This is a genomic window from Azorhizobium oxalatiphilum (assembly GCF_014635325.1).
Classification (GTDB): Bacteria; Pseudomonadota; Alphaproteobacteria; order Rhizobiales; family Xanthobacteraceae; genus Azorhizobium; species Azorhizobium oxalatiphilum.
Genome location: NZ_BMCT01000003.1, coordinates 474,842 through 500,461, shown reverse-complemented (window position 1 = coordinate 500,461; position 25,620 = coordinate 474,842). Strand labels below are relative to the sequence as shown.

The 25,620-nt window shown below is 66.8% G+C and carries 31 protein-coding genes; 18 read left to right on the top strand and 13 right to left on the bottom strand.

Annotated features, from left to right (window positions below; genetic code table 11):
- Window positions 1-101: 101 nt before the first annotated feature.
- The 3 genes from IEW24_RS14220 to IEW24_RS14210 all read right to left on the bottom strand — a co-directional run bounded on the left by IEW24_RS14220 (window position 102) and on the right by IEW24_RS14210 (window position 1,887).
- Complete coding sequence (locus IEW24_RS14220; RefSeq protein WP_188579600.1) at window positions 102-341, bottom strand: hypothetical protein; 240 nt, start codon at window positions 339-341, stop codon at window positions 102-104.
- A 155-nt stretch (window positions 342-496) separates the two neighbouring features.
- The gene (locus IEW24_RS14215) at window positions 497-1,261 is read right to left on the bottom strand and encodes a dienelactone hydrolase family protein (protein ID WP_188579598.1); all 765 of its coding nucleotides are present in this window, start codon (window positions 1,259-1,261) and stop codon (window positions 497-499) included.
- 152 nt (window positions 1,262-1,413) lie between these two features.
- On the bottom strand, window positions 1,414-1,887 hold the full coding sequence (locus tag IEW24_RS14210) for an iron-sulfur cluster assembly protein (protein ID WP_373870067.1): 474 nt from the start codon (window positions 1,885-1,887) through the stop codon (window positions 1,414-1,416).
- A gap of 284 nt (window positions 1,888-2,171) precedes the next feature.
- Here IEW24_RS14210 and IEW24_RS14205 point away from each other — a divergent pair, with 284 nt between their 5' ends.
- Window positions 2,172-2,420 (top strand): BolA/IbaG family iron-sulfur metabolism protein, encoded by a 249-nt coding sequence (locus IEW24_RS14205; protein WP_188579596.1) that lies wholly within the window; start codon window positions 2,172-2,174, stop codon window positions 2,418-2,420.
- A gap of 26 nt (window positions 2,421-2,446) precedes the next feature.
- Window positions 2,447-2,776, top strand: a complete 330-nt coding sequence (grxD, locus tag IEW24_RS14200) for a Grx4 family monothiol glutaredoxin (RefSeq protein WP_188579594.1) — start codon at window positions 2,447-2,449, stop codon at window positions 2,774-2,776.
- A 9-nt stretch (window positions 2,777-2,785) separates the two neighbouring features.
- Here the strand turns inward: grxD and IEW24_RS14195 are convergent, their stop codons facing one another.
- From IEW24_RS14195 to IEW24_RS14185, 3 genes are read right to left on the bottom strand one after another with little or no spacing between them, the layout of a single operon-like run.
- Window positions 2,786-3,115: a thiosulfate sulfurtransferase GlpE gene (locus IEW24_RS14195; RefSeq protein WP_188579592.1), complete on the bottom strand. Its 330-nt coding sequence runs from the start codon at window positions 3,113-3,115 to the stop codon at window positions 2,786-2,788.
- Entirely contained in the window at window positions 3,112-3,561 is a 450-nt protein-coding gene (locus tag IEW24_RS14190; protein ID WP_188579590.1) for a thioredoxin domain-containing protein, read from the bottom strand. Before IEW24_RS14190 ends, IEW24_RS14195 begins: the two co-directional genes overlap by 4 nt.
- A 5-nt stretch (window positions 3,562-3,566) precedes the next feature.
- Window positions 3,567-4,001, bottom strand: coding sequence for a response regulator (locus IEW24_RS14185; RefSeq protein ID WP_188579795.1), 435 nt, complete (start codon window positions 3,999-4,001; stop codon window positions 3,567-3,569).
- Between the two features lie 423 nt (window positions 4,002-4,424).
- Between IEW24_RS14185 and nifH the strand changes: the two genes are divergently transcribed.
- The 9 genes from nifH to IEW24_RS14140 all read left to right on the top strand — a co-directional run bounded on the left by nifH (window position 4,425) and on the right by IEW24_RS14140 (window position 11,419).
- Complete coding sequence (gene nifH, locus IEW24_RS14180; protein WP_188579588.1) at window positions 4,425-5,309, top strand: nitrogenase iron protein; 885 nt, start codon at window positions 4,425-4,427, stop codon at window positions 5,307-5,309.
- 249 nt (window positions 5,310-5,558) lie between these two features.
- On the top strand, window positions 5,559-6,224 hold the full coding sequence (locus IEW24_RS14175; RefSeq protein ID WP_244644415.1) for a nitrogen fixation protein NifQ: 666 nt from the start codon (window positions 5,559-5,561) through the stop codon (window positions 6,222-6,224).
- Window positions 6,225-6,242: 18 nt separating this feature from the next.
- On the top strand, window positions 6,243-6,755 hold the full coding sequence (gene irr / locus IEW24_RS14170) for a Fur family transcriptional regulator Irr (RefSeq protein ID WP_244644399.1): 513 nt from the start codon (window positions 6,243-6,245) through the stop codon (window positions 6,753-6,755).
- A gap of 36 nt (window positions 6,756-6,791) precedes the next feature.
- The gene (nifW, locus tag IEW24_RS14165; RefSeq protein ID WP_188579584.1) at window positions 6,792-7,130 is read left to right on the top strand and encodes a nitrogenase stabilizing/protective protein NifW; all 339 of its coding nucleotides are present in this window, start codon (window positions 6,792-6,794) and stop codon (window positions 7,128-7,130) included.
- Between the two features lie 316 nt (window positions 7,131-7,446).
- Entirely contained in the window at window positions 7,447-8,292 is an 846-nt protein-coding gene (locus IEW24_RS14160) for an electron transfer flavoprotein subunit beta/FixA family protein (RefSeq protein WP_188579582.1), read from the top strand.
- Window positions 8,293-8,314: 22 nt separating this feature from the next.
- Window positions 8,315-9,424: an electron transfer flavoprotein subunit alpha/FixB family protein gene (locus IEW24_RS14155; protein ID WP_188579580.1), complete on the top strand. Its 1,110-nt coding sequence runs from the start codon at window positions 8,315-8,317 to the stop codon at window positions 9,422-9,424.
- Window positions 9,425-9,434: 10 nt separating this feature from the next.
- Window positions 9,435-10,742 (top strand): FAD-dependent oxidoreductase, encoded by a 1,308-nt coding sequence (locus tag IEW24_RS14150; RefSeq protein ID WP_188579578.1) that lies wholly within the window; start codon window positions 9,435-9,437, stop codon window positions 10,740-10,742.
- A gap of 93 nt (window positions 10,743-10,835) precedes the next feature.
- Complete coding sequence (locus IEW24_RS14145; RefSeq protein ID WP_188579576.1) at window positions 10,836-11,129, top strand: ferredoxin family protein; 294 nt, start codon at window positions 10,836-10,838, stop codon at window positions 11,127-11,129.
- An 83-nt stretch (window positions 11,130-11,212) separates the two neighbouring features.
- The gene (locus tag IEW24_RS14140) at window positions 11,213-11,419 is read left to right on the top strand and encodes a CCE_0567 family metalloprotein (protein ID WP_188579574.1); all 207 of its coding nucleotides are present in this window, start codon (window positions 11,213-11,215) and stop codon (window positions 11,417-11,419) included.
- A 200-nt stretch (window positions 11,420-11,619) separates the two neighbouring features.
- Here IEW24_RS14140 and IEW24_RS14135 read toward each other — a convergent pair whose 3' ends face one another.
- The gene (locus tag IEW24_RS14135) at window positions 11,620-12,078 is read right to left on the bottom strand and encodes a hypothetical protein (RefSeq protein ID WP_188579572.1); all 459 of its coding nucleotides are present in this window, start codon (window positions 12,076-12,078) and stop codon (window positions 11,620-11,622) included.
- 870 nt (window positions 12,079-12,948) lie between these two features.
- On the opposite strand from IEW24_RS14135, the gene IEW24_RS14130 reads away from it, so the two are divergent.
- The 7 genes from IEW24_RS14130 (at window position 12,949) to IEW24_RS14100 (ending at window position 20,644) form a co-directional block, all read left to right on the top strand.
- Window positions 12,949-13,422: a formate dehydrogenase subunit gamma gene (locus IEW24_RS14130; protein ID WP_188579570.1), complete on the top strand. Its 474-nt coding sequence runs from the start codon at window positions 12,949-12,951 to the stop codon at window positions 13,420-13,422.
- Window positions 13,419-14,981, top strand: a complete 1,563-nt coding sequence (locus tag IEW24_RS14125) for a formate dehydrogenase beta subunit (protein ID WP_188579568.1) — start codon at window positions 13,419-13,421, stop codon at window positions 14,979-14,981. The genes IEW24_RS14130 and IEW24_RS14125 overlap by 4 nt, the downstream gene beginning before the upstream one ends.
- Window positions 14,982-14,992: 11 nt before the next feature.
- Window positions 14,993-17,830: a formate dehydrogenase subunit alpha gene (gene fdhF / locus IEW24_RS14120; protein ID WP_188579566.1), complete on the top strand. Its 2,838-nt coding sequence runs from the start codon at window positions 14,993-14,995 to the stop codon at window positions 17,828-17,830.
- Window positions 17,831-18,111: 281 nt separating this feature from the next.
- A complete protein-coding gene (gene fdhD, locus IEW24_RS14115) occupies window positions 18,112-18,951 on the top strand; it encodes a formate dehydrogenase accessory sulfurtransferase FdhD (RefSeq protein WP_188579791.1) in 840 nt (279 codons plus the stop codon).
- Window positions 18,952-19,033: 82 nt separating this feature from the next.
- On the top strand, window positions 19,034-19,225 hold the full coding sequence (locus IEW24_RS14110; RefSeq protein ID WP_244644414.1) for a formate dehydrogenase subunit delta: 192 nt from the start codon (window positions 19,034-19,036) through the stop codon (window positions 19,223-19,225).
- 84 nt (window positions 19,226-19,309) lie between these two features.
- Window positions 19,310-19,675: a glyoxalase superfamily protein gene (locus IEW24_RS14105; protein ID WP_210324207.1), complete on the top strand. Its 366-nt coding sequence runs from the start codon at window positions 19,310-19,312 to the stop codon at window positions 19,673-19,675.
- 69 nt (window positions 19,676-19,744) lie between these two features.
- Window positions 19,745-20,644: a dihydrodipicolinate synthase family protein gene (locus tag IEW24_RS14100; protein WP_373870066.1), complete on the top strand. Its 900-nt coding sequence runs from the start codon at window positions 19,745-19,747 to the stop codon at window positions 20,642-20,644.
- 7 nt (window positions 20,645-20,651) lie between these two features.
- Here the strand turns inward: IEW24_RS14100 and IEW24_RS14095 are convergent, their stop codons facing one another.
- The 6 genes from IEW24_RS14095 to IEW24_RS14070 all read right to left on the bottom strand — a co-directional run bounded on the left by IEW24_RS14095 (window position 20,652) and on the right by IEW24_RS14070 (window position 25,560).
- Window positions 20,652-21,212: a manganese efflux pump MntP gene (locus IEW24_RS14095; RefSeq protein ID WP_188579560.1), complete on the bottom strand. Its 561-nt coding sequence runs from the start codon at window positions 21,210-21,212 to the stop codon at window positions 20,652-20,654.
- Between the two features lie 293 nt (window positions 21,213-21,505).
- The gene (locus IEW24_RS14090; RefSeq protein ID WP_244644398.1) at window positions 21,506-22,378 is read right to left on the bottom strand and encodes a cation diffusion facilitator family transporter; all 873 of its coding nucleotides are present in this window, start codon (window positions 22,376-22,378) and stop codon (window positions 21,506-21,508) included.
- A 265-nt stretch (window positions 22,379-22,643) separates the two neighbouring features.
- Window positions 22,644-23,420: a 3-oxoadipate enol-lactonase gene (gene pcaD / locus IEW24_RS14085; protein ID WP_188579556.1), complete on the bottom strand. Its 777-nt coding sequence runs from the start codon at window positions 23,418-23,420 to the stop codon at window positions 22,644-22,646.
- Window positions 23,421-23,576: 156 nt separating this feature from the next.
- The gene (locus tag IEW24_RS14080; RefSeq protein WP_029006180.1) at window positions 23,577-23,786 is read right to left on the bottom strand and encodes a DUF3126 family protein; all 210 of its coding nucleotides are present in this window, start codon (window positions 23,784-23,786) and stop codon (window positions 23,577-23,579) included.
- 89 nt (window positions 23,787-23,875) lie between these two features.
- Window positions 23,876-24,727, bottom strand: coding sequence for a serine O-acetyltransferase (gene cysE / locus IEW24_RS14075; protein WP_188579554.1), 852 nt, complete (start codon window positions 24,725-24,727; stop codon window positions 23,876-23,878).
- 80 nt (window positions 24,728-24,807) lie between these two features.
- Window positions 24,808-25,560, bottom strand: a complete 753-nt coding sequence (locus IEW24_RS14070) for an alpha/beta fold hydrolase (protein WP_188579552.1) — start codon at window positions 25,558-25,560, stop codon at window positions 24,808-24,810.
- Window positions 25,561-25,620 lie beyond the last annotated feature (60 nt).

Genomic DNA, 25,620 nt, shown 5'->3' with positions numbered 1-25,620 from the left:
GCGGTACTGAAAGTAAAAAAAGAGATTTCCTCGAATAAAATCAATCACTTATGACGGAAAAAATATTAGAGTGGGAATGATCCCCCTCGGTCAGTGACCGTCTAGAGCGGCGTACCCAGAAAGTCCTCCTCCTCGCCGCCGCAGGCGCGGTGGAGGGCGAGGGCGTTGGACCATTTCGCCAGCTCCCCCGGGTCTGCCGGGCGGTGGGTGATCGTCCCCTCCCCCGCCTCGGCCAGCAGATAGCCGCGCCCGTTGCGCAGGAAGCGTTGCAGGGCCTTCATGTCGGTGGGACGCACCACGCAGCGCGGTGCCTCGTCGATCAGGATGGTCGTGGGCAGCATGGCGTCTCTCCGGGATGCGGTTCGCGAGAAGACGCGCCGGGCCAGCCCGCCGCATCCAGCTCTTTAGGCGAGACCGTTTTGCCATCCGGATCGCGATGCAATCCAGACCGAACGGGCTCGCGCCGCCGAATGGCGGACAATCTGTTCTCCCCGGCTCAGGCGGGCGGTCCCGCCTCCTCCTTGGCCGCGCCGCCCTTGCGGCGCTCGGTCTTTGCCTGCGCATAGGCGCCCGCATTCTTCAGCACCGCCGGGGAAACGCCCTCCACATATTGCGCGATGAAGGTCTGCGTGCGGGCAAACGCCTGCTCGCGTGCGCCAACGTGCAAGGTGGCCCGGTCACGGCTGGTGAAGCCGTGGGTGGCACCCGCATAGGAAAAGGCGCTCACATCCGGCCGCAGATCGCGGAAGGGCTGCACCAGCGTCGCGGGCAGCAGCGGATCGCTGGCGCCGAAATGCAGCAGGGTCGGCACCCGGCGCTTCTCGGCGCCGGACTGAAGGACGCCCAGCGGGCAGAAGCCCACCACGCAAGCCGCCCCGCGCAGGCGATTGGCCGCCTCATAGGCGAGCCCCCCGCCCCATGAGAAGCCGATCACGGCCACCTTGCCGGCGGGGCTCGCCGCTTCCACCGCGGCCTGGATGTCATTGAGCGCCGGCTCACGGCCGATCTGCTCGATGAGGGCGAGGCCACGGGCAAAGCCCTCCTCGTCATAGGAGAGGACCGTACCGGGCGCGGCGCGATCGAACAGCGCGGGCGCGAGCGTGAGATATCCCTGTGCCGCCAGATCGTCGGCGGTCCGGATCATATCCGGCGTGAGGCCGAACATGTCATGCACGATGACGACGGCTCCCTTCGGGGCCTCGGCCGGTTCGGCCTGATAGGCGGAAAGCGTGTGACCATCAGCTGCGGTGAGGTTCATCATGGCACTCTCGCGCGGGACGCCGGCCTGCGGGCGGCAGGCCTGGGGTGAAGCGGTCCCACAGTCCTGCGATGCAGATAGAGTGCCAGACGGCCGCACTGGAACCTGATCGCTGAATCAGCCTTCCGAAACCTGTTCCAATATTGAGTATCCGCTCAGAGCAGGCCCAATTCCAGCTTCACGTCCTCGGTCATCTTCGATGAATCCCACGGCGGATCGAACACCAGCCGGACGGTGGCGACGTCGATCTGCGGCACCGTCAGCACTGCCCGCTGCACCATGCTCACCAGTTCGCCCGCCACCGGGCATCCCGGCGCGGTCAGCGTCATGTCGAGCTCGACCCCGAAGGGCGGCAGCAGGTTGATGCGGTAGATCAGGCCAAGATCATAGATATTCACGGGAATTTCGGGGTCGTGCACGGTGCGCAGGGCCTCGATGATCTCGGCCGTCACCGCCGCCTCATCCCAGGGCGCCGGCACGGTATCGCCCGCGTCCGCTTCCTCCTCCAGATCTTCCTCGATGATGCCGGACAGGTCGTCCTCCAGCAGGGCCCCGCCCTCGTCCGCCATATGCGCGCCCCCGACGTACGGCTCCGCATCCATCCCGCGCGCTGCATCGTTCACGGCCATGCCTCGCCTCCTCTGGCTGGCGCCCCCGCGCGCAATCCGGACACGGCGCGGGACGCCCGGCAGACCATGCAAACCCGACGCCACACGGACATTTCCGCTGGAATTCCCGCGACAACGTCGGATGAACCCCATCCCGATACCTAAACCTCTGTCGCATGTGCGACACCCGACAGAACCGCCCGCAGCCAAACCGACGCCGCCCCTGCCCGCACAAGGGCCGCGCGGGCTCAAGCCGGCTGGTTCGCCGCTTGCAAGGAGCATGCGGAACAGCGGGAGCAACCCCCATGGCCATGGACGGTACGGAAATCGAGCGCCTCATCCGGGAAGCCTTTCCCGGCGGGCATGTGGTGATCGTGGATCTGGCCGGTGACGGCGATCATTTCGCCGCCCGCATCACCGCAGAGCAGTTTCGCGGCCTCAGCCGCGTGCGCCAGCACCAGATGGTCTACGACGCCCTGAAGGGCCGCATGGGCGGGGAGTTGCACGCGCTCGCCCTCGAAACCCTGGTTCCGCCTGCCCCACTCCCCGCCTGATATCACGACCCGAGAAGGAAGACCCCATGTCCACCGCAGAGCGCATCACCAGCCTCATTACCCAGAACGACGTCATGCTCTTCATGAAGGGCACCCCGGCCATGCCGCGCTGCGGCTTTTCCGGCGCGGTGGTGCAGACCTTCAATGCCCTTGGCGTGCCCTACGCCAGCCTCGACGTGCTGGAGGATCCCTTCATCCGCGAAGGCATCAAGGAATTCAGCAACTGGCCGACCATCCCGCAGGTGTTCGTGAAAGGCGAATTCATCGGCGGCTGCGACATCGTGCGGGAGATGGCGCAGAGCGGCGAGCTTTCCGCCTTGCTGGCCGAGAAGGGCATCGCCCTCAAGGCTGCCTGAAACGCGCCTTCAAAGTGTGGGAGCCGATCCGGCTCCGGCGCGCCACGCCTCGAAGCCGCCGTCCAGGCTGTAGACCTCCAGAAAGCCGAAGTCGGAGAAGATCTGCGCATAATCCTGGCTCGCATTGCCATGATAGCAATAGATCAGCACCGGCCGGTCCTTGGGGGTCTCGGCCACGGCGGCGGAGAGCGTGCCGGTGGACAGGCGCGCCGCGCCCGCCAGATGACCAGCCGCATAAGCGCCCATGTCCCGCGTGTCGAAGACGGCGAGTTCGCCCCGCTCCAGCAGATCCTGCGCCTCAGGCACCCCGATGCGCCGGAAGGGAAAGCGCACTCTCATGACGTCACCTCCCCGGCCAGCACGGCAGCGGGGGCCGGGCACGGCGCATGCCGGTGGCTGCAGCCCTGCGGCAGCTCGGCCGTCTGGCCGGTGAGGCTGTGACCAACAAGCCCCTGCACCAGCGGCCCGTCGAAGCCGGCGCAGCGCGCGCCTTCCACCTCGATCAGCGGCCGGCGGATGAAGAGCGGCTCCTCCACCATGAGCGCCAGCGCCTGCGGCCCGCTGAACGTCCTGGGATCAACAGCGCCCGACTTGATGCCGGGCGCTGCCGGATTGAACCAGGACGGCACCGGCAGGCCCCGGAAGAACGCTTCCAGCCGCTCCACCGTCCACGGCTCGGTCAGCAGGCTGCGCGCCTCGACCGCGTGGCCAGCCGCCTCAAGCAGGCGCTTCTGGCGGGCGTTGGTGCCACACCCCGGCTTCTCATAGAACACCACCTTGGCCATGGCGTTCAGCCCAGCATGCCGAGCTGGATCAGCGGGGCTGCGCCACCGCGACCGAGGATGGTGTCCACCTTCTTGCGCACCGCCTCCAGGGTCAGCGGCTTCACCACCGCGCCATGGGCTCCGGCCTTGAGCCCCTCCACCGCGATCGCTTCCTCCGCCTTGCTGCACACGATGAGGATGCGCACGCCCGGAAAGGCGGCGTTGATCTCGGCCACGATCCCCGGCCCGCGCGCGGCGATGAAGGAGACGCCCAGCATCAGCACATCCGGCTTCAGCCAGTCGCCGCCCTTCTCGAAGGCTTCTTCGAGGGTCGCCAGTTCGTGCGCCTCGATCTCGTCATGCAGCATGAACTGCAGGGCAGCGCGGGTGATCTCATCCTCGTCCACCACGAATACGCGCCGCTGGTCCACGGCCTTCGACGTCTCGACACCAATCTGCATGGCGGCCTCGCTGGGATGGGGCAGCCCGGACCAGTCCGGGGTTCCCCATTGAGCCGCTGCAAAATCCGTTCCGCCCGCGCGCATGAGGCCCGCGAGCGCCCGCAGAAAGGCGCGCAGCGGGCAGCCGCGCACGCCGCAGCATGTTTCCTTTCATACAGGCTGCGACTGTCTGTCAGGTTCGAGACACCCGATGAAGGGTCCGGCCGCCTGCAAAAACCGGCTGCATTTTCAAACCATTACAAGAAATAATCCGGCTGGCACGCTCGTTGCTGAGGTTATTCAGCACGGCGAGTGAGGGCTGGGCGCACGCAGACGCGACGACGAGCGATGTGCTCCTTCCCGTAACCGGCGAGCCTGTTCGAAGCGAAGATGCCAGGCCCCCCAGCCTGGCGGTCATTGGCAACGGTTCGAAGGAATTTCCAAATGTCGTCACTGAGACAGATCGCGTTTTATGGCAAGGGGGGTATCGGCAAGTCCACCACCTCCCAGAACACCCTGGCGGCTCTGGCCGAGATGGGTCATCGCATCCTCATCGTGGGCTGCGATCCCAAGGCCGACTCCACCCGTCTGATCCTTCACGCCAAGGCCCAGGACACCATCCTCTCGCTCGCCGCGTCCGCCGGCAGCGTCGAGGACCTGGAGCTGGAAGAGGTGATGAAGATCGGCTACCGCGATATCCGCTGCGTGGAGTCCGGTGGTCCTGAGCCGGGCGTCGGCTGCGCCGGCCGCGGCGTCATCACCTCCATCAACTTCCTGGAGGAGAACGGCGCCTACGAAGACATCGACTATGTGTCCTACGACGTGCTCGGCGACGTGGTGTGCGGCGGTTTCGCCATGCCCATCCGCGAGAACAAGGCGCAGGAAATCTACATCGTCATGTCCGGCGAGATGATGGCCATGTATGCGGCCAACAACATCTCCAAGGGCATTCTCAAGTACGCCAATTCCGGCGGCGTGCGCCTGGGCGGGCTGGTCTGCAACGAGCGCCAGACCGACAAGGAGCTCGAGCTGGCGGAAGCGCTGGCCAAGAAGCTCGGCACCCAGCTCATCTACTTCGTGCCGCGCGACAACATCGTGCAGCATGCCGAGCTGCGCCGCATGACCGTGATCGAGTATGCGCCGGAAAGCCAGCAGGCTGCCCACTATCGCAACCTCGCCCAGAAGGTGCATGCCAACCGTGGCAACGGCATCATCCCGACGCCCATCACCATGGACGAGCTGGAAGACATGCTGATGGAGCACGGCATCATGAAGGCCGTGGACGAGACCCAGGTCGGCAAGACCGCCGCCGAACTCGCCACCGCCTGATCGGCCGCTCAACGAACGCGCCGGGCCACAACGGCCCGGCGCACCTCCCGGCCCTCCCGGCCGGGCAACAGCGCACAGCCGGACGCGCACAGAACCGGCCATCAGGGAGCGGCCCAGACAAGCGAGGAGCATCTGCCACGGTTTCGGCGGGCGGATCGCGCGCGGCGCGGACATTCCCCCGGACAGCAGTTGGAGACTGGCGTGAGCATCCCTGGCGTGTTTCCCCTTTTCCTCCAGCCGAACGGCCCCCTGCCGGCGGCACGCGCAACGCGCGGGGAAACGGACGCCGCCGCCATCTATCGCCGTCTCACCGGCTGCGATCCCATCACCGCCCTCATCGGCGACGACACCCAATTCGACCGCCACGTGCTCGCCTCCATCCTGGCGCTCGCCGCCTCCGAGGGCGGCAGCGTGGCGCGCCATGCCGGCCTTTCAGTCCCGGCGCTGGCCGCTCTCCTGCACCGCCATTTTCCTCTGGCGGGCAACCTCGGCCCCCGCTGGCACACGGCCGCCGGGCCGGAGGATGACGAGGCCGCCATGGTGCGGGATCTCCTCCTCTCGCGCCGCGCGCCCACCGGCGAGACCGGCGTCTGGCTGGCCGGCATGGTGGCCCGGCGGGCCATGGAGCCGAACCATCTGTGGGAGGATCTCGGCCTCAGGCAACGCGCCGAGCTGACCCGCCTGATGGGCCGTCATTTCACGCCGCTGGCCAAGACCAACATCAACAACATGCGCTGGAAGCGCTTCCTCTACCGGGCGCTGTGCGAGGACGACGGCTTCGTCATGTGCTCCACGCCGGTCTGCACCCAATGCGCGGATTTCGATCTCTGCTTCGGCGACGAGAGCGGCGAAAGCCGCATGGCCGAGCGGCGCCGCGCGCTGGAGCGCGCGACCCCATCCCTTTCCCCTTCCTGATCTGCGGCGGATGACACCATGCACGCTCCCCTTTCTCCCGAACAGGCCGGCCTCGACATGGAGCAGGAGCTGCGCCTCGTGTGGCGGCGGCTGAAACAGGACGACACGCCCTGGCTGGACTGCTGCGCCATGCTGCGCCGGCACCGGCTGCGCCCCACCCGCCAGCGGGTGGTGCTGGCGCGCCTCCTGTTCGCCAAGGGGCACCGGCATGTGACCGCCGCCTCGCTGCATGACGAGGCCATGCAGGCCCGCATCCCCATGTCGCTGGCCACCGTTTACAACACGCTCAACAACTTCACCGAGGCCGGTCTGCTGCGGCGGATCACCATTACCTCGACCATCTCCTTCTTCGACACCAACACCAGCCACCACCATCACTTCTTCATCGAGAGCGAGCAGGCGCTGCACGACATCGCGCCCGATGATGTGCATATCGCGCAGCTGCCGCAGATCCCCGACGACGCAAGCGTGGAAGGCGTGGACGTGGTGGTGCGGCTGCGCCGGACGCCGACCGGGCGCGTGCGCCGCTGATCGGATCGCAGGACAGCAACCAACCGACCGGAGGCCATGATGAGCACCCCTTCCTCCCCCGGCATCCTCGCGGAGCTCAGCCGCGCGGACAGCGCCGAGACCTTCTTCACATTGCTTGGCGTCGATTATGATCCCAAAGTGGTCAATGTCATGCGCCTGCACATCCTGCGGCGCATGGGCCAGTATCTGGCCAGCGAGGACTTTTCCGGCCAGCCGGAAGAGGCCGTCAGGCAACGCTGCAGCAGCGTGCTGGCGCAGGCCTATGCGGATTTCCTCGCCTCCTCGCCGCTGGAGGAGCGGGTGTTCAAGGTGCTGAAGGACGCGGTCGCGCCGCCCAAGCCGCGCACGCTCATCTCCCTTACCCCGCTGGAGTGAGGCAGGCAGTCTCTCCACGAAGGGCGGCGCGGCACATGAGGCCCCGCCGCCTTTTTCATGTGTGCGACATGCCATCCCCACCGTCGGGCAACACGCATTCCGCACATTCGCGTCCGGTCTCACCAAGGCCCTGTCGCATTCCCGACGCCCTATCCCGACGCGGCTGTCGCGCTGGCCGGAACAGATCGGCACGAACCTTGATAATATATTGAAGTAACACGTAATTTTATGAATGATCGCAGTTGGTACGGCGCTTGCTGTTTCTCCCTCAGGACCCGTCACGACTTTCGGGCACGGACTTTCGGGAGTGAACGCAATGCATATCGTCGTCTGCATCAAGCAGGTGCCGGACTCGGCGCAGATCCGCGTCCATCCCGTGACCAACACCATCATGCGCCAGGGCGTGCCCACGATCATCAATCCGTATGATCTGTTCGCGCTGGAAGCCGCGCTGGCCCTGCGCGACCAGCACGGCGGCGAAGTGACGGTGCTGACCATGGGCCCGCCCTCGGCGGCGGACAGCCTGCGCAAGGCGCTGACCTTCGGCGCCGACCGCGCCGTGCTGCTCACCGACCGCTTCTTCGCCGGCGCCGACACGCTGGCCACCAGCTATGCGCTGGCCACCGCCATCCGCCAGATCGGCGAGACCTTCGGCGCGCCGGACGTCGTCTTCACCGGCAAGCAGACCATCGACGGCGACACCGCGCAGGTCGGCCCCGGCATCGCCAAGCGGCTGAACCTGCTGCAACTCACCTATGTGGCGAAGATCTCCGGGATCGACCTCACTGGCCGCACCATCACCGCCGAGCGGCGCTCGGAGGGCGGGGTGCAGATCCTCCAGACCCGCCTGCCCTGCCTCGTGACCATGCTGGAAGGCACCAACGAGATCCGCCGTGGCGGCATGGCCGATGCCCTGCGCGCGGCGCGCGCCGAGATCGTCACCTGGAGTGCGAAGGACGCCGGCGTGGAGGACATCTCCAAATGCGGCCTGCGCGGCTCGCCCACCATCGTGAAGCGCGTGTTCGCGCCCTCGGCGCGGGCCGAGAAAGCGGTGCTGGTGGACTTTTCCGAGCGCGCGCCCGCCGACGCGCTGATCGCCGACCTTTTCAAGCGCCAGCCCAAGCTCGAGGACGAGCTGTCCACGCTGGCGCGCGGCTACTGACGGACAGACGAGGGAGCACGTCATGAGCGAACCCACAAAAGCACCCGCAGCGTCTGGCGGCAGCCGGGCTTCCACCAAGAAGGAGCTGCCGGAGCACTTCAAGTCCTACAAGCACGTCTGGGTGTTCATCGAGCAGGAGCGCGGCCAGGTCCACCCCGTGTCGTGGGAGCTGATGGGCGCCGGCCGCAAGCTCGCCGACAAGCTGAAGGTGGAGCTTGCCGCCGTGGTCATCGGCCCCGAGGGCGAGGCCACCCAGCATGCCGCCACTGAGGCCTTCTGCTATGGTGCCGACCTTGCCTATGTGGTGGCTGATCCGCTGCTCACGGACTATCGCAACGAGGCCTACACCAAGGCGCTCACCGATGTGGTGAACACCTATCAGCCGGAGATCCTGCTGCTGGGCGCCACCACGCTCGGCCGCGATCTGGCCGGCTCGGTGGCGACCACGCTGCTCACCGGCCTCACCGCCGACTGCACGGAGCTGGATGTGGACGCGGACGGCTCGCTGGCCGCCACCCGCCCCACCTTCGGCGGCTCCCTGCTCTGCACCATCTACACGCTGAACTTCCGGCCGCAGATGGCCACCGTCCGCCCGCGCGTGATGCCCATGCCGGACCGGGTGGAAAAGATCGCCGGCCGCATCATCACCCATCCGCTGGGCATGATCGAGGACGATATCGTCACCAAGGTGCTGTCCTTCCTGCCGGATCGCGACAGCAACAAGTCCAACCTCGCCTATGCGGACGTGGTGGTGGCCGGCGGCCTCGGCCTCGGCTCGCCGGAGAATTTCCAGCTGGTGCGCCAGCTCGCCAGCGTCATCGGCGCCGAGTTCGGCTGCTCCCGCCCGCTGGTGCAGAAGGGCTGGGTCTCCTCCGACCGCCAGATCGGCCAGACCGGCAAGACCATCCGCCCCAAGCTCTATATCGCCGCCGGCATTTCGGGGGCCATCCAGCATCGCGTGGGCGTGGAGGGGGCGGACCTGATCGTCGCCATCAACACCGACAAGAACGCTCCCATTTTCGACTTCGCGCACATGGGCATCGTCACCGACGCCATCCGGCTGCTGCCGGCTTTGACGGAGGCGTTCCGCGCCCGCCTGTCGCCCCACTCGCGCGACCGCATCGCCAGCTGAGGACCGAGCCATGATCGAGGAAAAATTCGACGCCATCGTCGTCGGTGCGGGCATGGCCGGCAATGCCGCCGCCCTCACTCTGGCCCAGCGCGGCCTCAACGTGCTGCAACTGGAGCGCGGGGAATATTCCGGCTCCAAGAACGTGCAGGGCGCCATTCTCTATGCCGATATGCTGGAGAAGCTGATCCCCGATTTCCGCGACGAGGCGCCCCTTGAGCGCCACCTCGTGGAACAGCGTTTCTGGATGATGGACGACAATTCCCATGTGGGCCTGCACTATCGCTCGGAGGCCTTCAACGAGGAGCGGGCCAACCGCTACACCATCATCCGCGCCCAGTTCGACAAGTGGTTCTCCTCCAAGGTGAAGGAGGCCGGTGCCACCGTGCTGTGCGAGACCACGGCGACGGAGCTGGTGCAGAACGACAAGGGCAAGGTGATCGGCGTGCGCACCGACCGCACCGGTGGCCTGATCCATGCCGACGTGGTGGTGCTGGCCGAGGGCGTCAACGGCCTGCTCGGCACCCGCGCCGAACTGCGCACCCGGCCCAAGCCGGAGAATGTGGCGCTGGCGGTGAAGGAAATGCACTTCCTGCCGCGCGAGGCTATTGAGTCCCGCTTCAATCTGAAGGGTGACGAGGGCGTGGTCATCGAGGCCGCCGGCACCATCTCGCGCGGCATGACCGGCATGGGCTTCATCTATGCCAACAAGGAATGCGTCTCGCTGGGCATCGGCTGTCTGGTGTCGGACTTCCAGAAGACCGGCGAGACGCCCTATGGCCTGCTGGAGCGCTTCAAGAGCCATCCTTCCGTCGCGCCGCTGATCGAGGACTCGGAAGTGAAGGAATATGCGGCGCACCTCATTCCCGAGGGCGGCTACAAGGCGATCCCGAAGCTTTATGGCGACGGCTGGGTGGTGGTGGGTGATGCGGCGCAGCTCAACAACACCATCCATCGCGAGGGCTCCAACCTCGCCATGACCTCGGGCCGCATCGCCGCCGAGGCCATCTTCCAGGTGAAATCCCGCAAGGACGAGATGAGCGCGAAGAACCTCTCGCTCTACAAGACCATGCTGGACGAGAGCTTCGTCATGAAGGACCTGAAGAAGTACAAGGACATGCCCGGCCTCATGCATGTCAACTCGCAGAACTTCTTCCTCACCTATCCGCAGCTGGTGTCCAAGGCCATGCAGAGCTTCGTGCGCGTGGACGGCACACCGAAGGCGGAGAAGGAGAGGAAGTCCATGCGCGCCTTCGTGGAGGCCCGGTCCTGGGTCGGCCTGTTCGGCGATGCCTTCCGGCTCGCCCGCGCCTGGCGCTGACACTGTCCCTGTTGCGTACCCCACCCGCCGCGTGATGCGGCAACCGGAATGCCAACGCCGGCCCCGCGCCGGCCTCAGGTCAGGAGAAGGACAATGAGCGACCCCTCGGTCCGCGTCGAAGACAAGCTCTTCTACAATCGCTATCTGGTGGATGCCGGCCGCGCCCACATCAAGGTGAAGCCGCACACCACGCCGCCCGCCGCGCTGCTGAACATGCTGACGCTGTGCCCCGCCCGCTGCTACGAGCTGAACGAGGCAGGCCAGGTGGAAGTCACGGTGGACGGCTGCGTGGAATGCGGCACCTGCCGCATCGTGGCCGAGCCGAGCGGCGCCATCGAATGGACCTATCCGCGCGGCGGCTACGGCGTGCTGTTCAAGTTCGGCTGAGCCCGCACGGCCGAGCGCAGGATCGGGTCAGGATGAATCCATCCGGCCCGTGGAGCCCAATCCGAGAAAGCTGGAGACCGCCCGTGTCCGACATCGAGACCCTGAAGGCCGAGATCAAGAAGCTGTCGTCCAAGTCGGTCGGCGCGAAGATGAACCTGCACGATCTGTCCGAGGATCTGCCCATCAACTGGCAGAGCATCCTCGAGGTGGCGCAGGAGACCTACGACACGTTCAAGGCGCTGGAAGAGGCGCGCGGCAAGCTGAAGGCGCTGGAAGCCGCCACCGCCTGAGAGCCGATGCCGGGCGGCTGCCCCACCGCTCCCCGGCTTCGGTCCCGGGCGCGCCCGCACTGGCAGTGCCACGCGGTTTCCGCCGCTCCGGCGTTCCGGATGGCACGCCGGCGGCGCGCGGACCCGCGCCTGGAGCATGTCCGGCTTTGATTGCTCCGCAATCCAAGCCGCAAGACATTCTCTATCAAAGACATTCTCTATCAAAGACCTGGAGCGTTCGATGACAGCCGGTAGGTGAAGCTCAGCGGCAGGTTGTCGTCCAGCCATTGCAGCAGGCGGTTGCGCTCCTGGGCTGCGAAGGGGCTCGGGGTCAGAACCTCCAGCAGGAAGGGCGTCTGCGTCCGGTTGACCTGTACGCGCGGGCAGACCGAGCGCAGCAGATCCCGCAATTCCGACAAGGTGCCCGGCTGGACGGACGAGAAGGGATCCAGCGTCGCGCCCTGATGCTCCCAGACCCTGCGCTCCAGCGCCGCCCTGCCAGTCATGGAGGTGACGACGCGCTGCGTTCCGTCACGCACGGGGCCAGTCTCGATCAGCCCGCCCAGCCTCAGGCGCGAGACGCGCCGCGCCTCGGGCGCGCCGATGCGCACGTCCACGAACGTTCCCGGCTGGGCGACTTCCAGAAGCTGGAAATCCTCATCATCCAGTTGCAAAACCATGGCTCCCCCTCCGGCGGGGCAACACCGGGCCGCAGGAAAAAGCGCGCGGCCCAAGACAAGAAAACGAACGGGAAAACCCGCGACACATCAGGAAAAGCCGTCATCCGCAAATGTCCGGAGGACGGCTGTGCCGGGCAGGCACTGATCCCATTATAACCTTTGCCGTATGCGTCAACTACAACCGCTGTTTGTCTTCGCATATTATGCAGAAGCTACCGATACGAAGCTCATTGCAGGTATTTTGATAACGGCACAGTGCCAGCGACCGGATATTATTCCAGATAGCTTGCTAACCTCAGGTCGAGGCGGAGCCGAACCGCGGCCCGGCTACCTCCGCATCGGGACGGATGGGGATTGCTCATGCGCGAAGCCCTGCGGCCCGCTGTCGATTCGACGACACGCCCGCAGTTCAGGCTGCGATGGTTCAGGTCTGGGCCGCGAGGCCCTCTCCATCACCGCGCGGGAGCCGGACCGGCTCGGACCGATTCAATCCGAACCGGCCGCCTCCGAGGCGCCGAGCAGCTTTCACCCGCATAAAAATTCGCGTGACCGACCAAAGTCGGATGCCGGCGATCGGCATCATGGTGCGACGCAGCATTCTCGATTCATGGCCTGCGATCAAACACCGCCCAGATAGAGATCCCCGATCAAAACGCCCATGGGCGCGGCCTTCCCAAGGGGGACGCATCTACCGTCGCGCGAAAGAAACCCTTTTGCGGAGCCGAAAACGGCCGCCGTTCAACGGTCGCTACAATAGAAATGTTCTATCGCAACATCCCACAGCTCGCTTGATCAGCGTTTTTTGTATGCCAGATTGATTGGAACGATCACAAGGAACCCGCTTCAAGCGGGACTAGGGAAGGACCGCCGATGGCCGGCTACGAACCTTGGAGCGAAATCCGCGCTCAGGAGATCATCACCGCGCACCGGCATATGGATGGCGCCACCATGCCCATCCTCCACGCCGTGCAGGAGGCCTTCGGTTTTGTGCCGGATCTGGTCGTGCCCCTGATCGCGGAAAACCTGAACCTGTCGCGCGCCGAGGTTCATGGCGTCGTCACCTTCTACCATGACTTCCGCCGCGAGCCCGCCGGCCGCCACGTCATCAAGCTGTGCGCCGCCGAGGCCTGCCAGTCCATGGGCGCGGACAAGCTCACCCGCTATGCCGAGGAGCGCCTCGGCATCGAGATGGGCGAGACCTCGGCCGACGGCCGGGTGACGCTGGAGCCCATCTACTGCCTCGGCCTGTGCGCCTGCGCCCCCTCGGCCATGATCGACGGCCGCCTCGTCGGCCGCCTCGACGAAGAGACCATCGACGAACTGGTGGCGGAGACCAACCGATGAGCACCCGCCTCTACGTTCCCAACGACGCCACCGCCATCGCCTGCGGCGCCGACCGCGTGGCGCGCAAGCTGAACGACGCCCTCGCCGCGCGCGGCCAGAGCATGGACATCGTGCGCAACGGCTCGCGCGGCCTGTTCTGGCTGGAGCCGCTGGTGGAAATCGACACCCCCGCCGGCCGTGTCGGCTACGGCCCGGTGAAACCCTCCGACGTGGACAGCCTCGTCGAAGCGGGCCTGTTCGAGGGCAAGACCGACCACCCGCTCTGCGTGGGGCTGGTGGAGGAAATCCCCTACCTCAAGAAGCAGACCCGCCTGACGTTCGCACGTTGCGGCATCATCGATCCCCTGTCCTTGATCGAGTACAAAAATCTCGGCGGATATCGCGGCCTTGCCAAGGCCATCGAGATCGGCCCCTCCGCCACCGTGGAGCAGGTGTTCGAGAGCGGCCTGCGCGGTCGCGGCGGCGCCGGCTTCCCCACCGGCATCAAGTGGCGCACGGTCGCCGCCGCCCCCGCCGACCAGCGCTACATCGTCTGCAACGCGGATGAGGGCGACAGCGGCACCTTCGCCGACCGCCTGATCATGGAGGCGGACCCCTTCTGCCTCATCGAGGGCATGACCATTGCCGGCCTCGCGGTGGGCGCCACCAAGGGCTTCGTCTACTGCCGCTCGGAATATCCCCTCTCGCTGGAGGTGATGAACAAGGCCATCGAGATCGCCCGCGCCAACGGCCTGCTGGGCAAGAATGTCCTTGGCTCGCAGTATGACTTCGACATGGAAATGCGCATGGGCGCGGGCGCCTATGTGTGCGGCGAGGAAACCGCGCTGCTGGACAGCCTGGAAGGCAAGCGCGGCGTGGTGCGCGCCAAGCCGCCGCTGCCCGCGCACAAGGGTCTGTTCGGCCAGCCCACCGTCATCAACAATCTGATCTCGCTGGCCACCGTGCCGGTGATCCTCGACAAGGGCGGCGCCTTTTATCGCGACTTCGGCATGGGGCGTTCGCGCGGCACCATGCCGATCCAGATCGCCGGCAACGTGAAGTATGGCGGCATCTTCGAGACCGCCTTCGGCATCTCGCTCGGTGAGCTGGTGAACGACATCGGCGGCGGCACCGCCTCCGGCCGTCCGGTACGCGCGGTGCAGGCGGGCGGCCCGCTCGGCGCCTACCTGCCGGTGCACCAGTTCGACACGCCGTTCGATTACGAGGCCTTCGCGGCCAAGGACGCACTCATCGGCCACGGCGGCATCGTGGTGTTCGACGACACGGTGGACATGGCCCACATGGCCCGCTTCGCCATGGAGTTCTGTTCGCACGAGAGCTGCGGCAAGTGCACCCCGTGCCGCATCGGCTCCACCCGTGGTGTCGAGACCCTGGACAAGATCATCGCCGGCACCAAGCGGGACGCGAACCTCGCGATCCTGACCGACCTTTGCCAGACCATGAAGCTGGGCTCGCTCTGCGCTCTGGGCGGCTTCACGCCCTATCCCGTGCTCAGCGCCCTCACCCATTTCCCGGAAGACTTCGGCGCCACGCCGAAGCTGCCCGTAGCCGCAGAATAAGGAGAGACACCATGTCCCTCGTGCATGAGATCGACTACGGCACGCCGGCTTCCAAATCCGAGAAGCTGGTCACGCTCACCATCGACGGCATGAAGGTGCAGGTGCCGGAAGGCACCTCCATCATGCGTGCGGCGATGGAAGTGGGGAACCAGATCCCCAAGCTGTGCGCCACCGACATGCTGGACGCCTTCGGCTCCTGCCGGCTCTGCCTGATCGAGATCGAAGGCCGCAACGGCACCCCCGCCTCCTGCACTACGCCGGTGGCGGAAGGCATCGTGGTGAAGACCCAGACCGAGCGGCTGAAGCAGATCCGCCGTGGCGTCATGGAGCTCTACATCTCCGACCATCCGCTGGACTGCCTGACCTGCTCCGCCAACGGCGACTGCGAGTTGCAGGACATGGCCGGCGTCGTGGGCCTGCGCGAAGTGCGCTACGGCTACGAGGGCGAGAACCACATCAAGATGGGGAAGGACGAGTCCAACCCCTACTTCACCTATGAAAAGTCGAAGTGCATCGTCTGCAACCGCTGCGTCCGCGCCTGCGAGGAAGTGCAGGGCACGTTCGCGCTGACCATCTCCGGCCGCGGCTTCGGCTCGCGCGTCTCGCCGGGCATGGACGAGGAGTTCCTCTCCTCCGAGTGCGTCTCCTGCGGCGCCTGCGTGCAGGCCTGCCCGACCGCGACGCTCAACGAAAAGGCCATGTACGACATCGGCACGCCCGAGCATTCGCTGGTGACGACCTGCGCCTATTGCGGCGTGGGCTGCACCTTCAAGGCGGAAATGCGCGGCGACGAGCTGGTGCGCATGGTGCCCTACAAGGACGGCAAGGCGAACCGTGGCCATAGCTGCGTGAAGGGCCGCTTCGCCTATGGCTATGCGACCCACAAGGACCGCATCCTGAAGCCCATGATCCGCTCCTCCATCCACGAGCCGTGGAAGGAAGTGAGCTATGAGGAGGCGATCGCCTACGCCGCCTCCGAGTTCAAGCGCATCCAGGAGAAGTACGGCCGCCGCGCGGTGGGTGGCATCACCTCCTCGCGCTGCACGAACGAGGAAACCTACCTCGTCCAGAAGCTGATCCGTGGCGCCTTCGGCAACAACAATGTCGATACCTGCGCCCGTGTCTGCCACTCGCCCACCGGCTACGGTCTCTCGCAGACCTACGGCACCTCGGCGGGCACGCAGGACTTCGACTCGGTCGAAGAGAGCGACGTCATCCTCGTCATCGGCGCCAACCCGACGGACGGCCACCCGGTGTTCGGCTCGCGCATGAAGAAGCGCCTGCGCGAGGGTGCCAAGCTCATCGTCATCGACCCGCGCAAGATCGACCTCGTGCGCACCCCGCACGTGCAGGCGGACTACCACCTGCCGCTGCGCCCCGGCACCAACGTCGCCATGGTCACGGCGATCGCCCATGTGATCGTCACCGAGGGCCTCGTGCACGAGGACTTCGTGCGCGACTATTGCGACTGGGACGAGTTCCAGGAGTGGGCCGAGTTCGTGGCCGAGGAGCGCCACAGCCCCGAGGCCATCCAGCAGTATACCGGCGTTGATCCGGCGCTGGTGCGCGGCGCGGCCCGGCTCTATGCCAAGGGCGGCAACGGCGCCATCTATTACGGCCTCGGCGTCACCGAGCATTCGCAGGGCTCCACCACCGTCATCGGCATCGCCAACCTCGCCATGGCCACCGGCAACATCGGCCGCAACGGCGTGGGCGTGAACCCGCTGCGCGGCCAGAACAACGTGCAGGGCTCGTGCGACATGGGCTCGTTCCCGCACGAACTGCCGGGCTATCGCCATGTGGCGGAAGATGACACCCGCGTGCTGTTCGAGCGTGACTGGGGGGTGAAGCTGGACGACGAGCCCGGCCTGCGCATCCCCAACATGTTCGACGCGGCCGTCGATGGCACCTTCAAGGGCATGTATGTGCAGGGCGAGGACATCCTCCAGTCCGACCCCGACACCCGCCATGTCTCCGCCGGCCTCGGCGCGCTGGAATGCCTCGTGGTGCAGGACCTGTTCCTGAACGAGACCGCCAACTACGCCCACGTCTTCCTGCCGGGCTGCTCCTTCCTGGAGAAGGACGGCACCTTCACCAATGCCGAGCGCCGCATCCAGCGCGTGCGCAAGCTGATGGCCCCGAAGAACGGCTATGCTGACTGGGAAGTCACCATCATGCTGGCCGAAGCCCTCGGCTATAAGATGGACTACCAGCACCCGAGCGAGATCATGGACGAGATCGCCCGGTTGACCCCCACCTTCACGGGCGTCTCCTACGCCAAGCTGGAGGAGGCCGGCTCCGTGCAGTGGCCCTGCAACGAGAAGGCGCCGGAAGGCACGCCGGTCATGCATATCGGCGGCTTCGTGCGCGGCAAGGGCAAGTTCATGCTCACCGAGTATGTGCCCACCGACGAACGCACCGGCCCGCGTTTCCCGCTGCTGCTCACCACGGGCCGCATCCTCAGCCAGTACAATGTGGGCGCCCAGACCCGGCGCACCGAGAACGTGGCCTGGCATCCCGAGGACGTGCTGGAGATCCACCCGCACGATGCGGAGACGCGCGGCATCCGCGATGGCGACTATGTGCGCCTCGACAGCCGCGCCGGCTCCACCTCGCTGAAGGCGGTGATCTCCGAGCGCATGCCCACCGGCGTGGTCTACACCACGTTCCACCACCCGGTGACGCAGGCCAACGTGATCACCACCGATTATTCGGACTGGGCCACCAACTGCCCCGAATACAAGGTGACGGCGGTTCAGATCTCGCCCTCCAACGGGCCGAGCCCGTGGCAGGAGAATTACGAGGCCTTCTCCCGCCAGAGCCGCCGCATCGCCGAAGCCGCCGAGTAAGATGGCCGCCGGGTTCCCTTCCCGCGCAACGCACCCCCTCTCCCGCTTGCGGGGGAGGGTTGGGGAGGGGGCATGGCGCGCGGTTCCGGTTTCCCGACCGGATGCCGGCAGAGAGGGCATTACCCCCCTCCCTACCCTCCCCCGCACGGGGCGAGGGTTCTCCCGTCCAATGGCCACCCCGCGCTTGCACTCCGGCGTCATCGGCCCAATCTGTGGGGCTCCCCCTTCTGCCGGGATGCCGCCCCATGCCTGACACCGCTCCCCTCCCCAAGATCCCGGACATGCCGGAGCCCGTCCGCCGCGTGACCCGCGACGTGTGGCGCGAAGGCGAAGTGACGTCCGGTGAACGGGCGGTTCCGGAAGAGACGCCCGTCGCCCTCACCTATAACGGCACCACCCATGCGGTGATGATGGCGAGCCCTCTCGACATCGAGGCTTTCGCACTGGGCTTCTCGCTCTCGGAAGGCATCATCCGCTCCGCCGCCGACATCCTGTCCCTCGACGTGATCGCGGTGGAGGACGGCATCGAGGCGCGCATGTGGATCGCCGAGGAGCGCATGGCCATGCTCGGCGCCCGGCGGCGCTATCTCGCCGGCCCCACCGGCTGCGGCCTGTGCGGCGTGGAGAGCCTCGCCGAAGCCATCAAGCCCGCCGCGCAGGTGGAAGGCCAGCTCACCGTGGAGGCCACCGCGCTGCTGGACGCCATGTCGGCTCTGGCCCCTGCGCAGACGCTCAACCACGCCACCCGCGCGGTGCATGCGGCCGGCTATTTCGAGCCCGGCCGGGGCATACTGGCGGTGGCCGAGGATGTGGGCCGCCACAACGCCCTCGACAAGCTCATCGGCAAGGTGGCGCAGCTCAAGGCGGAGCCGGCCAAGGGTCTGTTGCTGCTCACCAGCCGCGTCTCCATCGAGATGGTGCAGAAGGCCGCCGTGCTCGGCGTGCCGGTGATCGCCGCCGTCTCCGCCCCGACCTCGCTCGCCATCCGCACGGCAGAGCGCGCGGGCATCACCCTTGCCGCCATCGTCCGCAGCGATGGCTTCGAAGTCTTTACCCATGAAGGCCGCATCGACCTCGGCCCCAAAAAACCGCGAGAGAAACGCCAAGCCCATGTCGCATAGCCAGACCCACGGGGAAGCCCACGACGCCGCCCACGGCGACGACGCGCACTCCCACACCAGCACCGACGACCGGCTGGTCTATATGGCCAACCAGATCGCCACCTTCTTCGGCTCGCAGAAGCATGATGCCGCCGTGGCCGGCACCCGCGATCACATCGCCAAATTCTGGGATCCGCGCATGCGCGCGCGCATCGCCGAACTGCTCGTCTCCGGCGGCGAAGGCCTGAAGCCCATTGCCCGCGAGGCGCTGGAAGGGCTCGCCCGCAAGCAGTGAAGCCGACAGCTCATGCACTCCGGCGTCCTTGCGCCGGACGGCGTGGCGCTCCACTCTCCCGCCGGCTGCGGCGGGAGATGTTTTATGACCACGATCAGGCTCGATCCGGCGATCCCGGTTCTGCGCATCTATGACATCGCGAAAGCCAGGGAATTCTATCTGGATTTCCTCGGCTTCACGCTGGACTGGGAACACCGCTACGCGCCCGACCTGCCGCTTTACATGCAGGTCTCCCGCGATGGCGTGAAGCTGCATCTCAGCGAGCATTATGGCGACGGCACGCCGGGCTCCGTGGTCTATATCCGGGGCACCGGCATCGCCGCACTCGCGGCCGAGCTGAATGCGAAGCAGGCCCGCTTCGCCCGCCCCTCCCCCACCGACACAGCCCCCAAGATCACTGATCCTTTCGGCAACGTGCTGCGCTTCGACGACGCCTCCAATCACGCCTAGCTGACCCACGCTGCGCGCTTGCCCGCACGCCGCCGTCGTGTAGCGTGCGGACGCCGTTCGAGGAGCGAAATGCCGATGCCGACGCAGTTCAAGGGCCTGTCCGCTTTCCCCATCACGCCTGCCGATCCCAAAGGCCGCGTGGACACAGCCGCCGTGGAAAAGCTGGTCGGGCGCCTCGCGGCGGCAAAAGTGGATTCCATCGGCCTGCTCGGCAGCACCGGCACCTATGCCTATCTCTCCCGCGCCGAGCGCCGCCGGGCGCTGGATGCAGCGCTTCCGGTTGCCGGTGACGTGCCCGTTCTCGTGGGCGTCGGCGCGCTGCGCACGGACGAAGCCGTGAAGCTGGCGCAGGACGCCAAGGCGGCAGGCGCCGCCGCCGGGCTGCTGGCCGCCGTCTCCTACACGCCGCTCACCGAGGACGAGGTGTATGAGCACTTCGTGACCGTGCAGCGGGAAAGCGGCCTGCCGCTCTGCATCTATGACAATCCCGGCACCACCCATTTCCGCTTCACACCCGAACTGGTCCGCCGTCTCAGCCGCCATGAGGGTATCGTGGGCGTCAAAAGCCCGAGCCCCGAGGCGCCGGGTGGCACCGCGCATCTGGCCGCCCTGCGGGCCGTGGTGCCGGAGGGCTTCCCGCTCGGCTACAGCGGCGACTGGAACGTCACCGAGGTGCTGATCGCCGGCGGCGATGCGTGGTTCAGCGTGATGGGCGGCCTGTTCCCCCACACCGCCCTTGCGCTCACCCGCGCCGCCCAAGGCGGCGATGCCACAGAGGCGCGGGCGCTGAATGCCCGGCTGGAGCCGCTGTGGGCGCTGTTCCGAGAGCTTTCCAGCCTGCGCGTGATGTATGCGGCGGCGGGCATCCTCGGCCTCACGCAAGCCGAACCGCCCCGCCCCATCCTGCCGCTCGGCGAGAGCGCCCGTGCGCGCGTGGCCGAGACGCTGAAGGCGCTGAATCTCTCCTGAGATTGCCTCAGGCGGTGAGGTGCTCGATCAGGATCGCGAGGCCGAGCCCGAACAGGGCAACGCCCGCGACACCTTCCGCCCAGCGCCCGAAGCGCGTGCCGATGAGCCGGCCCACCAGCATGCCGCCCGACGACATGAGGAAGGTGGCAAGGCCAATGGCCAACGCGATGACGATGATGTTCACGTTCAGGAATGCCAGCGACACGCCGATCGCCATGGCATCGAGGCTGGTACCCACGGCGGTGGCGATCAGCACGGTGAAGGAGCGGCCGGTCTCGGCCTCCTCGTCATCCGCCTTCCAAAGCGCCTGATAGAGCATGTGCAGGCCGACGCCGCCGAGCAGTGCGAAAGCGATCCAGTGATCAACAGCCTCGACGAAGCCCGAGGCCGCCACACCCAGCGCCCAGCCGATGAGCGGCGTGATGGCCTCCACGATGCCGAAGACGGCACCCGTGCGTAGCGCCTCCGTCATGCGCGGGCGGCCGAGCGCGGCGCCGCGTCCCACGGAGACGGCGAAGGCATCCACGGACATGCTGACGGCGAGCACGGCGATGGCGAAAGGCGACATGACTGAAATCCGAACGGAGAGGACACCGGGCGCACGACGCCCGTCCGCACGGATCGCCTGCCACCACGGTCTTGCCGGGCCGGATCCTGTCCGGCTGACCGCGCCACGCGCGAGCCGGATAACCAGCCTGAGCGCGAGCCTGTTGACACGGTCCCGCTTGCGCGGTGGCTACTCCCCGATGCGCTTCGGGTACAGGCGCCTAGAACGAATGTCAAATCATATCAATGACTTGAATGAGTATGACAATCATTAGCAACTAGTGTGGACAACCCCTGTCGTCAGCCGTCACCTGTTCACACCACATCAGCCGGTGCCAGCACGCAGGGCATGGTGCCGGCCTCGATCTGGATGGCCGCATGGCCGATGCCGAACCGCTCCTTCAGGGCGAGGCAGGTGGCATTCAGGAAGGCATCATCCAGCCCCTGCCCCGGCCGCACCAGATGCACGGTGAGCGCCACCTCGGTGGTGGAAAGGCCCCAGATGTGCAGGTCATGCACGCCGCTCACGCCGTCGAGACCGGCCAGATAGGCCTCCACCTTGTCGCGGTCCACGTTGCGCGGCACGGCATCGAGCACGAGATCCACGCTGTCGCGGAACAGGCCCCAGGTGCCGACGACGATGGCGACCGAGATCAGCAAACTCACCGCCGGGTCCAGCCACAGCCAGCCGGTGAGCGCGATCACGCCGGCCGCGATCACCACGCCCAGCGAGATGGCGGCATCGGCGATGAGATGCACGAAGGCACCGCGCACGTTCAGGTCTTCCTTGCGGCCGGCCATGAACAGCAGGGCAGTGCCGAAGTTCACGCCGATGCCGATCAGCGCCACCACCATCACCACGCCGGTCTGCACCGGCGCGGGATCATCGAAGCGCGAGATGGCTTCCACCACGATGCCGCCGGTGCCCACCAGCAGGATGATGGCATTGGCCAGCGCGGCAAGGATGGAGGTGCGGCCATAGCCGAAGGTGCGTCGTGCCGTCGGCGTGCGCCGGGCGAGCCAGGCGGCGGCACCCGCCAGCAGCAGACCGAGCACGTCGGAGAGATTGTGGCCGGCATCCGCCATCAGGGCGAGCGAGCCGGAGAACCAGCCGAAGGCCGCCTCCACCACCACGAAGGCGAAGTTCACCGAGGCGCCGATGGCGAAGGCCCGGAGCGAGGCCGGCATGGCGTGGCTGTGGCCCGCATGGCCGCCATGGTCATGTCCGTGGCCATGTTCGTGGTCATGTCCGTGACCATCACCCGCAGGAACATGCCCGGAATGGTCGTGTCCAGCGTGACCATCCGCGTTCACGGCGTGATCATGGCCTGCATGTCCGTGCGTGCCGTCCGAACTTCCCCGCTCGCCGCTCATGTCGCCGCTCTCCCGCTTGCCGTCGGCAAGGATACCGGAAATCGAGGTAGCGTGGTCCGATGGCAGGTGCGTGACGGGATCAGCGCAGGAAATCGAGCACCGCTGCGGAAAACGTCTCCGGCTGCTCCACCACCGAGAGATGGCCGCCGGGCAGGCGCACCAGCTTTGCCCCGGGAATGCCCGCCGCCACCGCCTCGCCCCAGACCGGCGGGGTGGAGCGGTCGTCGTCGGAGACGATCACCAGCGTCGGCGTGGTGATGCGGGCAAGGTCGGCCCGGAAATCCATATCCCGCATGGCGCAGCTCGTAGCGGCATAGCCAACCGCAGGGGTCGCCACGATCTGCGCGCGGATCTTCGCCACCTCGTCCGGCATGCGGGCGCGCACGTCGGCGGAGAACCAGCTCTCGATCACCGCATCGGCCACCGGCTCGGTGCCGGTGCGGCGCACGGCCTTGATGCGCGCCTCCCAGATGCGCGGCGGGCCGGCATAGGCGGTGGTGTTGGAGAGCACGAGGCGCTTCAGGCGGCGCGGGGCATGGATCGCCATCCACTGCCCCACCATGCCGCCCAGCGACAGGCCGCAGAAGTCCACGGCGCCGAGCTTCAGCCCGTCCAGAAGATTGATGAGGTCGCGGCCGAGATCGCCCATGCCGTGCACGGCATCGGGGGCGGTGGAGCCGCCATGGCCCCGGAAATCGAAGCGGATGACGCGGAAGCGCTGCGAGAGCGCGGGCACCACCCGGTCGAACAGCTCCAGCGTGGTGCCGAGCGAATGGCCGAGCACCAGCGGCGGTGCGCTGTCGGGGCCATCAATGCGGAAGTGGAAGCGCTCGCCGGCGATTTCGAGGACGGACACGGCACAAGCCTCGGGTGGATAATGTATGCCACACCCATGTATCCCCTCGTCCCGGCGGAGGGAAGGCCCATTCAGCCAACAGGCCGGGCCTCATGGCGCCCCGGAGGTGCCCCAGAACGCAAACGGCCCCACCGGATTGGCGGGGCCGCACATTGCTCAGTCCAGATCGGTGTCCAGAATGGCCATCTGGAAGTTGTAGGAGAGCTCGTCGTCTTCCTCGTCCTTGAACAGGACGCCGATGAACTCGTCGCCGAGATACACCTCAGCGGAATCCTTCTTCTTCGGGCGACCGGTCACTTTGATCTGCGGGTTGCCGAACAGCGTGCGGAGATAGCGCTGGACGCGTTCGAGCTCGGTTTTTTCCAATGGTCATCCTCCAGATGGCACGGCGCGCCGCGCGGGCAGCCGCAAGTAACGTCCGCGCGCAGCGGTCGGTTCAGGGGTGTGGCGGGAGATCAGATATCCGCGCCGGCGAAAATGGTGCTGTCGAACATCTGGTCCATGGCCCGGCTGGGCTCGGCACAGCCGGCGGTGCCCACCACCTTGGCTGGCACGCCCGCAACCGTTGTGGCCGGCGGCACCGGATGCAGAACGACGGAGCCGGCGGCGATACGCGCGCAATGGCCCACTTCGATATTGCCCAGAACCTTGGCACCGGCGCCGATCAGCACGCCGCGCCGGATCTTGGGATGGCGGTCGCCCCGCTCCTTGCCGGTGCCGCCGAGGGTGACGCCCTGAAGGATGGAGACGTCATCCTCGATCACGGCGGTAGCGCCGACCACGAGGCCGGTGGCGTGGTCGAGGAAGATGCCGCGCCCCATGGGTACGGCGGGATGGATATCCACGGTCAGCACGGAGGACACGCGGCTCTGGAGATAGAGCGCAGCGTCACGCTGGCCGTTCTCCCACAGCCAGTGCGAGAGCCGATGCGACTGAAGGGCATGGAAACCCTTGAAATAGAGCACCGGCTCCATGGTGCGCGTGGTCGCGGGATCGCGGTCCACCACGGCCATGATGTCGGCGCGCAGGGCCTCGGCGATCCGGGGGTCGGCCTCCACCGCCTCGTGATAGGCAGCGCGGATCACGCCTGCCGGCAAATCGGGATGGTCGAGCCGCGCAGCAATGCGCTCGGCGATCACCGCCTCGAGGCTCAGTTGGCCGAGGATGGCGCCCTTGAAGAAGCCCGCGAGCATGGGCTCGCGCGCGGCGGCTTCTTCCGCTTCCTTGCGCAGGCGCGCCCACACCGGATCCACCAGCTCGGGCCGCCTGTCATTCGCAGGCTTCGCCTGAAGGTTGTGCTGCAGCATCGCTGCCTCCCAGAACGTCGTTCGCCCTTGTTCTAACACACTGCGGCTCCGGAGGTCAGGCCACGGCTCATGCCCTGCGCTCATGCCCCCTCGGCGAAGAAATCGAGCACGCCCTGCTTGAACACCTTGTCGCCTACCGCCGGGTTGTGGTCGCGGTTGGGAATGTCCAGCGCGCGCCCGTTCGGCAGCAGGGCCGCCAGCGCATGGGCATCGCCCGCAATGAGGTCGCGCGTGCCCACGGCCACCAGCACCGGCTGCCGGATGGTCGCGACATCTTCGCGCGCAAGGCTCTGGCGCGAACCGCGGATGCAGGCGGCCAGCGCCTTGCGATCCGCCCCGTTCTTGTCGGCGAAGTCACGGAACATGCGGCCCATGGGGTCGGTCACATCCTCCAGCGACGGCGCTTCCAGTGCATCGGCGATGCTCTGCGGCAGACCGACGCCATCCACCAGATGGATGCCGAGCCCACCCAGCACGGCCTTGCGCACCACGTCCGGATGACTGAGCGCCAGCTGGGACGTGACCCGCGCGCCCATGGAATAGCCGATCACATCCGCCTGCGGGATGCCCAGCGTCTGGAGCAGGGTGAACGCGTCCTCGGCCATCAGCCTGGTGTGATACTCGGCCGGGTCATAAAGCTTGGCCGAGGCACCGTGGCCGCGATGATCGAAGGCGATCACCCGCCGCCCGGCGTCCGTCAGGGTCTTGAACCAGCCGGGATAGACCCAGTTGATCTCCTTGGTGGAGGCAAAGCCGTGGATGAGCAGGACAGGCGCGCCCTGCCCCTCGTCCAGATAGGCAAGCTCCAGACCATCGGAGATGAAGGTGGGCATAAGGGAAATCCTCGGCGGGCGGCGCGAATGAGCGGCGAACCTAGTGCCGGAGACCGCGCG